This window comes from Sphingobium sp. V4, from assembly GCF_029590555.1.
Classification (GTDB): domain Bacteria; phylum Pseudomonadota; class Alphaproteobacteria; order Sphingomonadales; family Sphingomonadaceae; genus Sphingobium.
In genome coordinates, this window is the sequence record NZ_CP081001.1 from 631,543 (window position 1) to 645,025 (window position 13,483).

Sequence of the window (13,483 nt, forward strand, 5' to 3'; positions counted from 1 at the left end):
CCGTGCGGTCGTCGGGGAAGGATCTAGATTTGCCCTGTTGCTGCTTGTTTGCTGCATGATGAGAAAAGGCGACATGCGGGTGGGGACGTGGATCGAGGAAGCGTGACCCTGGGTCAGGCCCAGGGTGACGCGCAGCGGGACGGGATCGGGGCGGTGCCTCAGCCCGCCGCCTTGGCGAGGCCCTTCGACAATTGCAGCGCGCCGTTCAGGCGGGCCTGCGGGTCGGCCCAGGCGCGCTCGACCACGATCTTGCTGTCCGGGCGCAGGCGGGCGACGCCGTTCAGTTTCTGGATATAGGCGACGAGATTTTCGGGCCGGGGGAAGCGGTCTTCGAAGAAGCTGACCAGCGCGCCCTTCGGCCCGACGTCGATCTTGGCGATATTGGCAGTCATGCAATTCTGCTTGATCTCGATGATCTTGAGCAGGTTTTGCGTGGGCAGCGGCAGCTTGCCGAAACGGTCGATCAGTTCGGCGGCGAAGGATTCGAGGCCATTGCGGTCCTCCAGTTCGTTGATGCGGCGATAGAGACCCATGCGCAGGTCGAGGTCGGGCACATAATCGTCAGGGATGAGGATCGGCGCATCGACCGTGATCTGGGGGGAGAAGCTGTCGCGGCGCGTCTCCAGGCCGACGCCGCCGGCCTTGGCGTCCATGATCGCGTCTTCCAGCATCGACTGGTAGAGTTCGAAGCCGACTTCCTTGATATGGCCCGACTGTTCGTCGCCGACGAGATTGCCCGCGCCGCGAATGTCGAGATCATGGCTTGCCAGTTGGAAGCCTGCGCCGAGCGTGTCGAGGTCGGACAGAACCTTCAGGCGCTTTTCCGCCGTCTCCGTGATGATGCGGTTGGCGGGCGTGGTGAAATAGGCATAGGCGCGCGTCTTCGACCGCCCCACGCGGCCGCGCAGCTGGTAAAGCTGGGCCAGGCCGAAGCGGTCGGCGCGGTGGATGATGAGCGTGTTGGCGCTGGGGATGTCGAGGCCGGATTCGACGATAGTGGTCGACAGCAGCACGTCATAGCGCTTGTCGTAGAAGGCGGACATGCGTTCTTCGACGTCGGTCGCGCTCATCTGGCCATGGGCGACGATGGGCTTCACTTCGGGGACTTCCGTGCGGAGGAATTCCTCGATCTCCGTGAGGTCGGAGATGCGGGGGACGACGAAGAAGCTCTGGCCGCCGCGATAATGTTCGCGCAGTAATGCCTCGCGGATGACGACGCCGTCCCAGGGCATGACATAGGTACGGACGGCGAGGCGATCGACCGGCGGGGTCTGGATGACGGAGAGTTCGCGCAGGCCCGACATCGCCATTTGAAGCGTGCGCGGGATCGGCGTGGCGGTGAGCGTCAGGACATGGACGTCGGTCTTGAGGGACTTCAGCCTTTCCTTGTGGGTGACGCCGAAACGCTGTTCCTCGTCCACGATGACGAGGCCGAGGCGCTTGAACTCCAGTCCCTTGGCGAGCAGGGCGTGGGTGCCCACGACGATGTCGATCGTGCCGTCGGCCAGCCCCGCCTTGGTCGCCTTCGCCTCCTTGTCGGGGACGAGGCGGGAGAGGCGGCCGATATTGACGGGGAAGCCGCGGAAACGCTCCTCGAAATTCATATGATGCTGGCGTGCGAGCAGCGTGGTGGGGCAGATGACCACGACCTGCATCCCGGCCATCGCCGCGACGAAGGCGGCGCGCAGGGCAACCTCGGTCTTGCCGAAGCCGACATCGCCGCAGACGAGCCGGTCCATCGGCTTGCCCGCGCCCAGATCCTCCACCACGTCGCTGATCGCGCGGTCCTGATCGTCCGTCTCCTGATAGGGGAAGCGGTCGACGAAGGCGGGGTAGCCGGCGGCATCCGGCTCCGCCACGGTGGCGGCGCGCAGGGCGCGTTCGGCGGCGGTCTTGAGCAATTCACCCGCGATTTCGCGGATGCGCTCCTTCATCTTGGCCTTGCGCCGCTGCCAGGCTTCGCCGCCCAGCTTGTCGAGGCTGACGCCCTCATTCTCGCTGCCATAGCGGGAGAGGACTTCGAGATTTTCGACCGGGACGTAGAGCTTGTCGCCCCCGGCATAGGTCAGCGCGACGCAATCATGCGGGGCTTTGGCCACCGGGATCTGCGTCAGCCCTTCATAGCGGCCGATGCCGTGATCCATATGGACGACGAGGTCGCCTGGCGAGAGGGTGGCCAGTTCCTGGAGGAAGGCGTCGGCGCTCTTCTTGCGCTTGGCGCGGCGGACGAGGCGGTCGCCCAGCATGTCCTGTTCGGTGAGGACGGCGACATCGGGCGCGGTGAAGCCATGGTCGAGGCCCAGGACCATGAGCGTGACGCTGCCATTGGCGGCGATGCCCAGCGCTTCCTGCCAATTGTCGGCGGCGGCGAGGCGGGCGACGCCATGGTCGGCGAGCAGGCCCGACAGGCGCTCGCGCGCGCCGACCGAGTAGCTGGCGATGACGACCTTTTTCTTTTGGCGGCGCAGGCTGTCGATATGCTTGCCGACCGCTTCGTAGATATTCGTGTTCTGCGCGCGTTCGGGGGCGAAATCGCGCGGGCCGTCCACCGCGAAGTCGAGCACGCTCGCGCTTTCCGGCTCATGGAAGGGCGTGGTGCCGTGCATCGGCAGCTTGGCGACGGCGGCGTCCCATTCGGCGGCGTCGAGATAGAGGGCGTCGGGCTTGAGGGGACGGTAGGAGCCGGGGTCGGACGACTTCGCCTGGACCCGGTTGGCGTGATAGTCGCGGATCGCCTCGAACCGGCTTTCCGCCGCGCCGGCGACGCCGGGGTCGCGGATCAGGACCGCATCGTCGCCCAGATGGTCGGCCAGCGGGACCAGCTTTTCCTCGAACAGGGGCAGCCAATGTTCCATGCCCGCCAGGCGGCGGCCGTCGCTGACCGCCTGATAGAGCGGGTCGCCGGTGGCGGTGGCGCCGAAGGTTTCGCGATAGCGGCCGCGGAAGCGCTTGATCGTGTCTTCGTCCAGCAGCGCTTCGGACGCGGGGAGCAGGGTGAAGCCGTCGACATTGTCGATCGTGCGCTGGTCGGACGGATCGAACCGGCGGACCGTCTCGATCTCGTCGCCGAAGAAATCGAGGCGGAGGGGATAGTCCTCGCCGCCGGGGAACAGGTCCACGATGCCGCCGCGAATGGCATATTCACCCCGGTCGTGGACCGTGTCGGTGCGGACATAGCCGTTCGCCTGGAGCATCTCCGCCAGCTTCTGGATCGCGATGCGTTCCTTGGGCGCGAGTTTGGCGACCAGCTGGCGGACGCGGAAGGGGGTGAGGGTGCGCTGGGTCATGGCGGCCAGCGTGGTGACGACCAGTTGCGGCCCTTTGGGCCTGGCTTGCAGCGCGTAGAGGCCCGCGAGGCGGGCGGAGGCGGCGCGCAGCGACGGGCTGGCCCGGTCATAGGGCAGGCAGTCCCAGGCGGGAATTTCGACGATCTCGATCTCCGGCGCGAAATAATGCGCCGTGTCCGCGACCGCGCGCATCAGCTGCTCGTCGGACGCGATGAAGACGGCGCGCCCCCCCGCAGCCCCGGCGGCGCGGGCGATGTCGGCCAGCAGCCAGGGCTGGAACCCGGCGGGGACGCCGGAAAGGGTGAGGGGCGCCTTGGCCTTCAGGATTGTCTGGAGATCGGTCATCGTATTTTCGTCATTCCCGCGAAGGCGGGAGTCGCTCTCCCGGCCTGTCGCCTAATTGATCCGTCAGGAGATGGAGCCCCGCCTGCGCGGGGATGACGCTGCTAGACGATCTTCACGAAATCGAGTTTCAGGAACCTGTCCATCATCGGGCCTTTCCATTCGTCCGGCACGGGGATGGTGCCGAGCGCCCAGCCGATGATGTCCGCGTCCTGCTCCTCCATGAAGCGTTCGAACCAGGCGATTTCCTCCGCATTCCATGTCGCATGATAACGGTCGAAGAAGCCGCCGACAGTATAGTCCGCCTCCCGCGTGCCGCGGTGCCAGGCCCGGAATTGGATGCGGCGCATCTGGGGATTGTCGTTCACAATTTGTTCCTCTAACGGGCATGGCGCAGCCCGCCGATCGGGTGTCGGAAGGACCGTCCCGGCAGACATGGGGTGACTGACCTTCCCCGAAAGGCTTTCGTCATTGCTTCGCTGCGCTCGCAATGACGTTCCCACAGGACCGATCAGGCGTTACAGCCAGCCAGATAGCCATGCGACCCGATATTCTCAATCCGCTCTTTGCCGAAATATCCCTGTTCAAGGGCATCGGCCCCGCGCTGGCCCGCCCGCTGGAGCGGCTGGGGCTTAGCCGCGCCGTCGATGTCGCCTTCCATATTCCGGTCAGCTGGGTGGACCGGCACCTGACCGACGCACTGGACATGGCGGACGCGGGGCGGGTGATCGGGACGATGCTGACCCCGGTCGATTATCGCGCCAGCGGCAGCGCGCGCGCGCCCTTCCGGGTGCAGGCGGTGGACGGTCGGGGCAATGGAGTCTCTCTCGTCTATTTCGGGAAGAACAGCGCCTGGCCGCGCAAGCTGTTGCCGCTCAACGAACCCAAATTCGTGTCGGGCAAGCTGGAGGCCTATGGCGATACGCTCCAGATGGTGCATCCCGACTATGTGTTGCCGCCCGAGGAGGCGGACACCGTGCCTGCGCGCGAATCGGTCTATGGGTTGTCGGAGGGGCTGACCAACAACCGGATGCGGGACATTGCGGCGCAGGCGCTGGCGCGGGCGCCCGACCTGCCCGAATGGATCGAGCCGAGCCTGCTGGCGCGCAAGGGCTGGCCGGCCTGGCGCGAGGCGCTGGGGCGGGTCCATGCCGATCCGTCGGACGCCAAGGCGCGCGAGCGGTTGGCCTATGACGAGATATTCGCGGGGCAGCTGGCGCTGATGCTGGTGCGGCAATCGTCGCGGCGGCGGCGCGGCGTGCCCATCGAGGGCGACGGGCGGCTGCGCGCGATGCTGAAGCTGCCCTTCGCGCCCACGGGCGCGCAGCGACGGGCGATCGGCGAGATCGAGGGCGACATGGCGCAGGCGACGCCGATGCTGCGGCTGCTGCAAGGCGATGTCGGGTCGGGCAAGACCTTGGTGGCGCTGATGGCGCTGCTGAACGCCGTCGAGGCCGGGATGCAGGGCGCGATGCTGGCCCCGACCGAAATATTGGCGCGGCAGCATTATGAGACGTTGCGGAAAATGGCGTCGGGCCTGCCCATCGAGATTGCGATCCTGACCGGGCGCGAGAAGGGCAAGGTGCGCGAGGCGACTTTGATGGGGCTGGCGGACGGGAGCATCGACATATTGGTCGGCACCCACGCCATCTTTCAGGAGGCGGTGCAATATAAGGCGCTGGGTCTGGCAGTGATCGACGAGCAGCATCGCTTCGGCGTTGCGCAGCGGATGATGCTGGCGAGCAAGGCGGAACGGTCGCCGCATTTGCTGGTGATGACGGCGACGCCGATTCCGCGCACGCTGACGCTGACCTATTATGGCGAAATGGACGTGTCGCGGCTGGACGAGATGCCGCCAGGGCGCCAGCCGATCCAGACATTGGTGATGGCCGCAAGCCGGCTGGACGAGGTGGTCGATGCGCTTGCACGCCATGTGGACGGCGGCGGGCAGGCCTATTGGGTGTGCCCGCTGGTCGAGGAAAGCGAGACGAGCGACCAGGCAGCGGCCGAGGCGAGGGCGGAGTCGCTGAAGCTGCGCTTTGGCGACCGGGTGGGGCTGGTCCATGGCAGGATGAAAGGGCCGGACAAGGATGCGGCGATGGAGGCCTTCGCGGCCAATCGCACGCAGATACTGGTCGCGACCACGGTGATCGAGGTCGGCGTGGACGTGCCCAACAGCAGCCTCATCATCATCGAGGGGGCGGATCGCTTTGGCCTCGCGCAGTTGCACCAGCTGCGCGGCCGGGTGGGACGCGGCGACAAGCCATCGGTCTGCCTGTTGCTGCGCGGCAATGGCCTGGGCGAGACGTCGCGCGCGCGGCTGGCGCTGATGCGCGAGACGAATGACGGCTTCCGCATCGCCGAGGAGGATCTGAAGCTGCGCGGCGCGGGCGAGGTGCTGGGCACGCGCCAGTCGGGCGAGGCGGAACTGAAGGTCGCGACGCCCGAGCATGTCGCGGCGCTGGTGGACAGCGCGCGGGACGACGCGCATCTGCTGATCGAGCGCGACGGCGGGCTGGACAGCGCGCGGGGACAGGGCGCGCGGATTTGTCTGTATCTGTTCGAGAAGGACGCGGCTGTGGGGTTGCTGAGGGGGGGGTGACCGACAGCGACCATTTGTTGCCGGTCGATAGGCTTCAATGGCTTCCTGATAGCGGACATCAAGCGATAAGGCTAAAACGGCGGAAGGAGACCACCATGCCGAACGTCGAAGTGTTTGAAAAAGATGAGATGACGCCGCTCTTTCAAGGCGATTTCTCTTTTTTGCCCCGGATAGGGGAATACATCTCCAAGGACGCGGGAGGGTATTTCAACTACTACAATGTGGTTGAGGTGTGGCACCGTGAAGAGGGCGAAACTGGCGTCTTTCGAGCGTGCATTCGTGTCGAAATAAACGACTAGGCCATAACCGAGGAGAGGCAGCAGACGACCAAAATCCGACGGTCCTCCGCGCTCCTCGCTTGCCCAGAAGCGGATCATCAGCCATGTTCGGGTCGTGGTTAAGCGCGCGATTTTCTTGGCTCCGATTTGCTTGTTTGCCGCGTCAGCATTGGCCGCGTGCAGCAATCACGAATTCCAAGACATCCCTGATGGGAATACCTCTGTTAAGGTCGATCTGAATTTCGGTGGCGATCAATGGACGGTTACCGTAAAAAACAAATATGGCAGCGCGTCGGATACTATGTTTTCTGTAAATGACAGCCAGAGATCAAATATTTACCTGACGCCATCAAGTCAACTGGTTGTCGTTGAAAAAGGTGGCGAAGACGTCTTCTTTCGTGTGCCAAATAACAGTGCACCGGTCGCCCTCAACGGTCCGCAGGTAAAATTCAGAGATCAAAATTCAAATTCATGGCAATATGTTGGCGTTATTAAGCACGGAGTCCTGACCCATGATGCCGAGTGCATCCCATTAATGGGTGAGGGGAAATCGCCTTATCGCAAGCGATTTCAGAGCCAACATTCTTGCTGATTTGGGTTGGAGCGTCTGCTTTCCACGCCCTATCATCGTAACTTGACCGTCCGCAATCCACCCCTTTCGTCATTCCCGCCACCCGAAGGCGGCCAAAGGCCAACGCGGGAACCCACTCCTGACCCGGCGTCAAGTGCAACGCCGAGGAGGTGGACCCCTTCCTCCGCGGGGATGACGGTGAGAATAGGGGCGGCTTAGTGCGCTTCTGGTCCCTCCCCAAAAACATCTCGCATCTGCGAAACAAAATCGGGTGTGGTCGCGTTGCCCTGTCCATGACCGATATCAGCTTGACCCACATCACGCCGATGGCGGTGATGTCGATCGTCATTTCGGTGGGCGTCGCCTTCCTGATCCACTGGGCGCTGTACTGGATCGCGTTGCGGGTCGCGAGACATTCCCGGATCGAGCCGGTGCTGTTGCCCGCCATCTTCCAGCCAACGCGCTGGCTGGTGGTGTTGCTGGCGCTGGGCGCGGGCCTCAAGTCCATCGAGCTGGGCGATCGGGTCGAGGATATATGGGCGATCGGGGCGCGAATGATCTTCGCGCTGTTGGTCGGCTGGCTGATTTTCCGCCTGATGCGCGCGGGCAAGGCGATGCTGGAGGCGCGCGCGGACATCAGTGTCGAGGATAATCTGAAGGCGCGGCGGCAGCGGACCAGGGTCGGCATCCTCTATCGCATCGCCCAGTGCATCGTCGGCTTCCTGGTGATCGCGATGATGTTGATCGCCATACCGGGCGTGCGGACCATCGGCGTCTCGCTGATGGCGTCGGCCGGCTTGGCGGCGCTGGCGGTGGGCGCGGCGGCGCAACCCGCGCTCAAGAACCTGATCGCGGGCATCCAGATGGCCTTTTCCGAACCGATCCGGCTGGACGATGTCGTCATCGTCGAAGGCGAATGGGGGCGGGTCGAGGAGATCAGGCTGACCTATGTCATCATCCGCATCTGGGATGACCGGCGGATGGTGGTGCCGGTGTCCTATTTCCTGGAAAAGCCCTTCCAGAACTGGACGACGAAGACATCCGACCTGCTGGGCACCGTGTTCCTCCATGTCGATTCGACCGCCGATGTCGAGCGTATCCGCGCGCGCTTCGTAGCGGCGGTGCAGGCCAACAGCCGCTGGGACGGGCGGGTCGCCATCTTGCAGGTGACGGACCATCGCGCCGATGCGCTGGAGTTGCGCGGGCTGCTGTCCGCGCGCAACGCGGGGATCGCCTTCGACCTGCGCTGCGAGGTGCGGGAGGCGATGCTGGCCTTTCTGCGCGACGAGATGCCCGAGGCGCTGGTGCGCGGCCGTCAGCGGGTGGAAGCGGGCGAGGGGCTGGCGGGCCTGGGCCTTACCAGGCCGTCTGACGCGGCGGGATGAGCGCCATCATCGTGTCGTAGAGGCGCGGCTTGACCGGCTCCAGAAATTCCATGCCGGCGCGGCCATCCTCCGCCCAGCGGATTTCGGCGGGATAGTCCTTGAGTACCGGCAGCCAGATCGTCACCCGTTCGCCGGTCAGCAATTCCCCGTCGCTGCGACACATCAGGCCATGTGCGGAAATATTGATGATGCGGACGCCATGGGTGCGGCCGCGCGCCGTGACGTGGCTTACCATGTCGACCAGGTCACGCTGCGCCCGACGCTGTTCCACCGAAGGATCGCGCGAGCGCAGGACATGGCCGAGATTGGCGAAGACCGAAGAGGACATGATGCCAGACTAGGCCTTCGGACATGGACGAGTTGCTACGAAAGAGCGTTAACGGCCGGGTAACGCCCTTCGTTTCGTCAGGCGACGACCAGCCCGTGCTTCTTTGCGCCGAAGCTCAATTTGTCGCCCGGCTTGAGAGTGATGGCCGGGTCGGTGACGACTTCGCCATTCACCTTGATTGCGCCCTCGGTCAGCTTGCGGCGCACTTCCTTGTTGGAGGTCGCGAAGCCGAGGCCAGTGGTGGCCTGCACCACGGTCAGCCCTTCTGCGCCGAGACTGACGGTCGGCAGGTTGGCGTCCGACGCGCCTTCCTCAAAGGTGCGGCGGGCGGTTTCGGCCGAAGCCGTCGCCGCGTCGAGGCCACGGCAGAGCGCCGTCGCTTCGTTCGCGAGGATCTTCTTCGCCTCGTTGATCTCCGCGCCTTCCAGTGCGGCGAGGCGGTTCACCTCGTCCATCGGCAGGTCGGTGAACAGGCGCAGGCGGTTGGCGACGTCGGCATCGGCGGTGTTCCGCCAGAATTGCCAATAGTCGTAATGCGACAACTGATCCTCGTTCAGCCAGACGGCGCCGCCCACGGTCTTGCCCATTTTCGTGCCGTCCGCATTGGTGAGCAGCGGCGTGGTGAGGCCGAACACCTGCGTGCCATCGACGCGGCGGGCGAGTTCGACGCCGTTGACGATATTGCCCCACTGGTCGGAACCGCCCATCTGGAGACGGCAAGCCGAGCGGCGCGACAATTCCAGGAAGTCATAGGCCTGGAGGATCATGTAATTGAATTCGAGGAAGCTGAGCGACTGTTCGCGGTCGAGGCGCAGCTTCACCGAATCGAAGCTCAGCATCCGGTTGACCGAGAAATGCTGGCCGATGTCGCGCAGGAAGGGGATATATTCCAACTTGTCGAGCCATTCGGCATTGTCGAGCATGATCGCGTCGCTGGGGCCATCGCCGAAGGTCAGGAAGCGTTCGAACACGCGCTTGATGCTGGCGACATTCTCCGCAATCAGCTCGTTCGTCAGCAGCTTGCGCGCTTCGTCCTTGAAGCTGGGATCGCCGATCTTGCCGGTGCCGCCGCCCATCAGCACGATCGGCTTGTGGCCCGCCTTCTGCAACTGGCGCAGCATCATGATCGACACGAGATGGCCGACATGGAGCGACGGCGCGGTCGGATCGAAGCCGATATAGCCCGGCACCACCTGCTTGGCGGCGAGAGCATCGAGGCCCTCCGCATCGGTCAGCTGATGGATGAAGCCGCGCGCTTCGAGCAGGCGCAGGAGATCGGACTGATAGTTGCTCATGGCGCGCGCCTGTAGCATTGCGGGTGCGACTGTTAAAGAGGCGGAGTTTTCGATCATGTTGGCAATCGGCCTGATGTCCGGCACATCGCGCGACGGAATCGACGCGGCGCTGATCGATACGGACGGCGAGGGGCAGGTCCAGGCGGTCGAGTTCCACGTCATGGCCTATGATGAGGGTTTCCGCCTGCGGCTGGCCGAAGCGTGCCAGCGGGCGATGGCGATGGAGAAGCCGGGCTTCGAGCCGCTGATTGCATCAGTCGAGGCGGAACTGACCGAGTTGCATGTGCAGGCGGTCGCGGACCTGCTGGGGCGCAGCGGACATATCGCGGAGGATATCGGCGTGATCGGCTTTCACGGGCATACCGTCGCGCATCGGCCCGACCGGGGCTGGACCTGGCAGATCGGCGACGGCGGGAGCCTTGCCGGGGCGTTCGGGATTGCGGTGGTCGCGGACCTGCGCAGCGCCGACGTGGCGGCGGGCGGGCAGGGCGCGCCGTTGATGCCGGTTTATCATCGCGCCCTGGCGCAGGGGCTGGAGAAGCCGGCGGCGGTGCTGAACCTGGGCGGCGTGGCGAATATCACGTTCATCGGGTCGGACGGGACGCTGATCGCGTTCGACACGGGCATGGCGAGTGGGCTGATCGACAACTGGATGCAGACGCATGGGCAAGCCGCCTATGATGCGGGCGGGGCGTGCGCCGCGCGGGGCGAGGTGGACGAAGCGCGGCTGGCGGCGATGATGGCCGATCCCTGGTTCGACCTGCCGCCGCCCAAGAGCATCGACCGGGAAGCGTTCAGCATCGAAGCGGTGCGGGGGCTTTCACTGGAGGATGGCGCGGCGACCCTGACGGCCTTCACGGCGGCGGCGGTGGCGCGCGGCTTGGATCAACTGCCCGAGCGCCCGACCCGCATCTACGCGGCCGGGGGCGGGCGGCACAATGATACGCTGATGGCGATGCTGGCGCAGCGGACGGGGGCGGAGATGCTGTCGGTCGATGGCCTCGGCTGGGACGGCGACGCGCTGGAGGCGCAGGGCTTCGCCTATATGGCGGTGCGCCACCTCAAGGGGTTGCCGATCAGCCTTCCGGGGACGACCGGAGTGCCGGCGCCGATGACGGGCGGCGTGCTGTTCCGGGCGTGATTCAGGCCCGCACCGCTTCATGCTGGCCGAAACCGTCCGGTCCTTCCGCCGGATATTGCCTGATCCAGCGGCTGGCGAGCCATTTGGTGCCCGACCGGATCGGCATACCGGCATGTTCGCTCATCGGATCGGGACGCCCGTCGGCCAGGCAGTTGGCGAACAGCAGCCCGTCCCCCTTGCGCCCGCGATGGGCCAGGTCGAGCCGGGTGAAGCGGGTTTCGCCGCCGCCATAATCATCGTTGAGATAGACGAGCAGGGTCAGGCCGCGCTGGTTGGCAAGGCCTGGCACCGCGTCGAGATGGGGGCGATATTGCTGGCCGGGGCGGTAGCGCAGGACTTGCAGCGTTTCGCCCTGTTCGATCCGGGTGCCGCTGGCCGCGGCCAGCCGCCGGTTGATTGCGTGGATGGCGGGCCATTCGGAGACGATGGGAAAACCGGCGGCGTCGGAATCGCGGACGGGATCGGCGACAAAGCGCTTCTGCCCTTCGTGGAAGATCAGCGCCGGGCGCTGTCGCCGTTCGGACAGAGCGATCAGCAGGTCGCATTCGGCGGCGGTGAGCAGGCCCGGAATGGCGCTTATGAGCGGCTGGTCCGCCACGGGATGATGGCGCGCGCGATGGATCGGATCGCCCGCCGGGTCGAGCGCCATCGCGGCGATCAGCGTCCGCTGCTGCGCGGCGACCGGATCGCGATCGGTCCAGGTGTCGAGCAGGGCCAGTGCTCCGGCCCAGTCACGCGTGCCGCCGACCCCGCTCGCCAGAAAGCCCGCGAACATCCGGGCGGCAGCGACATTGCCCGCAGCGCTGGCAGCGCCCATGTCGGCGCGGGCGGCGGGCAGGTCGCGGGGCATCACCCGGCCCTCGACCCGCCAGAGGGCGCGCATGGCGAGGGCTTCGCTATCGTCCTGCGCGCACGCCGCATCGACCAGCGCGCGGGCCGCAGCGGCATCGCCCTGGCGCAGCAGCGCCAGCGCCCGTTCGCCGACGCCCGCCATCAGCGCTTGCGCGTCAATTCGCGCATCGCCCCGTCGATGCCCTCGATCGTCAGCGGATACATGCGGTCGTTCATCAGGTCGCGGATGAGGCGGGTCGACTGGCTGTAGCCCCAATGCGCTTGCGGCGTGGGGTTGAGCCAGACCGTGGCGGGATAGGTGTGCGCGACGCGGCCGAGCCAGACGGCGCCCGCTTCCTCGTTCATATGTTCGACCGATCCGCCGGGATGGCTGATCTCATAGGGACTCATCGCCGCGTCGCCGACGAAGATGACCTTATAGTCATGGCCATATTTGTGGAGAATGTCCCAGGTCGGGGTGCGCTCCGAAAAGCGGCGGCGATTATCCTTCCACACGCCTTCATAAAGGCAGTTGTGGAAGTAGAAGAACTCCATATTCTTGAATTCGCCGGTCGCGGCGGAGAAGAGTTCCTCGCAGAGCGAGACGAACGGGTCCATCGAGCCGCCCACGTCGAGAAAGAGCAGCAGCTTCACCGCATTATGCCGTTCGGGCCGCATCCGGATGTCGAGCCAGCCCTGCCGCGCTGTGCCGCGGATCGTCCCTTCCAGGTCCAGTTCCTCGGCGGCGCCTTCGCGGGCGAAGCGGCGCAGGCGGCGCAGCGCGACCTTGATGTTGCGGGTGCCCAGTTCCTTCTTGTTGTCGAGATTGGCGAATTCGCGCTTTTCCCAGACCTTGATGGCGCGCTTGTGCCGGCTTTCCCCGCCGATCCGCACGCCTTCGGGGTTGTAGCCTCCATGGCCGAAGGGGGAGGTGCCGCCGGTGCCGATCCATTTGTTGCCGCCCTGGTGCCGGCCCTTCTGCTCCTCCAGCCGTTCCTTCAGTGTCTTCATGATCTCGTCCCAGTCGCCCAGCGACTGGATCTTCTCCATCTCCTCGGGCGAGAGGAATTTTTCCGCGACGAGGCGCAGCCATTCCTCCGGGATTTCAGCCTCGACCCCGTCCTGACCCAGAACGCCCTTGAATATCTTGGCGAATACCTGGTCGAAACGGTCGAGCAGCCCTTCGTCCTTCACATAGGTGGCGCGGGCGAGATAGTAGAAGTCCTCCGGCCGCCGGGCGATGACGTCCCGGTCGAGCGCTTCCAGCAGGAGCAGATGCTCCTTGATGCTGGCGGGGATGCCGGCGGCGCGGAGCGCGTCGAGAAAGTTGAGCAGCATGGTTGCCCCTTGTCGGACAGGGCAGGCGGGGATGCAAGCCGCGAGGGCGATCCGGACAGCGATCTCTATTGTTCGAATATTAAGT

11 protein-coding genes are annotated in these 13,483 nt (G+C 65.2%); 5 read left to right on the plus strand and 6 right to left on the minus strand.

Translation table 11 applies throughout. The features are described from left to right. Positions 1–158 precede the first annotated feature (158 nt). Together mfd and K3M67_RS03290 are read right to left on the minus strand one after the other, a co-directional pair. A complete protein-coding gene (gene mfd / locus K3M67_RS03285) occupies positions 159–3,632 on the minus strand; it encodes a transcription-repair coupling factor (protein WP_285832274.1) in 3,474 nt (1,157 codons plus the stop codon). A gap of 101 nt (positions 3,633–3,733) precedes the next feature. Beyond that, positions 3,734–3,997 (minus strand): FAD assembly factor SdhE, encoded by a 264-nt coding sequence (locus K3M67_RS03290; RefSeq protein WP_285832275.1) that lies wholly within the window; start codon positions 3,995–3,997, stop codon positions 3,734–3,736. 170 nt (positions 3,998–4,167) lie between these two features. Between K3M67_RS03290 and recG the strand changes: the two genes are divergently transcribed. The 4 genes from recG (at position 4,168) to K3M67_RS03310 (ending at position 8,465) form a co-directional block, all read left to right on the plus strand. Further along, complete coding sequence (recG, locus tag K3M67_RS03295; protein ID WP_285832276.1) at positions 4,168–6,231, plus strand: ATP-dependent DNA helicase RecG; 2,064 nt, start codon at positions 4,168–4,170, stop codon at positions 6,229–6,231. Positions 6,232–6,326: 95 nt separating this feature from the next. Further along, positions 6,327–6,530 carry a hypothetical protein gene (locus tag K3M67_RS03300; RefSeq protein ID WP_285832277.1) on the plus strand — a complete coding sequence of 68 codons (204 nt, stop codon included), beginning with the start codon at positions 6,327–6,329 and terminating at the stop codon, positions 6,528–6,530. A 94-nt stretch (positions 6,531–6,624) separates the two neighbouring features. Beyond that, positions 6,625–7,101, plus strand: coding sequence for a hypothetical protein (locus K3M67_RS03305; protein WP_285832278.1), 477 nt, complete (start codon positions 6,625–6,627; stop codon positions 7,099–7,101). A gap of 272 nt (positions 7,102–7,373) precedes the next feature. Next, on the plus strand, positions 7,374–8,465 hold the full coding sequence (locus K3M67_RS03310; protein ID WP_285832279.1) for a mechanosensitive ion channel family protein: 1,092 nt from the start codon (positions 7,374–7,376) through the stop codon (positions 8,463–8,465). Here the strand turns inward: K3M67_RS03310 and K3M67_RS03315 are convergent. Then, positions 8,437–8,793 (minus strand): PilZ domain-containing protein, encoded by a 357-nt coding sequence (locus tag K3M67_RS03315; protein ID WP_066858175.1) that lies wholly within the window; start codon positions 8,791–8,793, stop codon positions 8,437–8,439. The genes K3M67_RS03310 and K3M67_RS03315 overlap by 29 nt on opposite strands. A gap of 77 nt (positions 8,794–8,870) precedes the next feature. Further along, complete coding sequence (gene tyrS, locus K3M67_RS03320) at positions 8,871–10,088, minus strand: tyrosine--tRNA ligase (RefSeq protein WP_066858377.1); 1,218 nt, start codon at positions 10,086–10,088, stop codon at positions 8,871–8,873. Positions 10,089–10,143: 55 nt separating this feature from the next. Here tyrS and K3M67_RS03325 point away from each other — a divergent pair, with 55 nt between their 5' ends. Then, positions 10,144–11,229: an anhydro-N-acetylmuramic acid kinase gene (locus K3M67_RS03325; protein WP_285832280.1), complete on the plus strand. Its 1,086-nt coding sequence runs from the start codon at positions 10,144–10,146 to the stop codon at positions 11,227–11,229. A gap of 1 nt (position 11,230) precedes the next feature. On the opposite strand, the gene K3M67_RS03330 is transcribed toward K3M67_RS03325, so the two are convergent. Both K3M67_RS03330 and K3M67_RS03335 read right to left on the minus strand, forming a co-directional pair. Continuing rightward, positions 11,231–12,223, minus strand: coding sequence for a 2OG-Fe(II) oxygenase (locus tag K3M67_RS03330; RefSeq protein ID WP_285832281.1), 993 nt, complete (start codon positions 12,221–12,223; stop codon positions 11,231–11,233). Continuing rightward, positions 12,223–13,398 carry a vWA domain-containing protein gene (locus K3M67_RS03335; protein ID WP_285832282.1) on the minus strand — a complete coding sequence of 392 codons (1,176 nt, stop codon included), beginning with the start codon at positions 13,396–13,398 and terminating at the stop codon, positions 12,223–12,225. Before K3M67_RS03335 ends, K3M67_RS03330 begins: the two co-directional genes overlap by 1 nt. Positions 13,399–13,483 lie beyond the last annotated feature (85 nt).

Coding starts and splice junctions, on each gene's coding strand:
- K3M67_RS03300 (WP_285832277.1), top strand. CDS start 6,327: ATGCCGAACGTCGAAGTGTTTGAAAAAGATGAGATGACGCCGCTCTTT.
- K3M67_RS03325 (WP_285832280.1), top strand. CDS start 10,144: ATGTTGGCAATCGGCCTGATGTCCGGCACATCGCGCGACGGAATCGAC.
- K3M67_RS03335 (WP_285832282.1), bottom strand. CDS start 13,398: ATGCTGCTCAACTTTCTCGACGCGCTCCGCGCCGCCGGCATCCCCGCC.
- K3M67_RS03315 (WP_066858175.1), bottom strand. CDS start 8,793: ATGTCCTCTTCGGTCTTCGCCAATCTCGGCCATGTCCTGCGCTCGCGC.
- mfd (WP_285832274.1), bottom strand. CDS start 3,632: ATGACCGATCTCCAGACAATCCTGAAGGCCAAGGCGCCCCTCACCCTT.
- K3M67_RS03310 (WP_285832279.1), top strand. CDS start 7,374: ATGACCGATATCAGCTTGACCCACATCACGCCGATGGCGGTGATGTCG.
- tyrS (WP_066858377.1), bottom strand. CDS start 10,088: ATGAGCAACTATCAGTCCGATCTCCTGCGCCTGCTCGAAGCGCGCGGC.
- K3M67_RS03330 (WP_285832281.1), bottom strand. CDS start 12,223: ATGGCGGGCGTCGGCGAACGGGCGCTGGCGCTGCTGCGCCAGGGCGAT.
- recG (WP_285832276.1), top strand. CDS start 4,168: ATGCGACCCGATATTCTCAATCCGCTCTTTGCCGAAATATCCCTGTTC.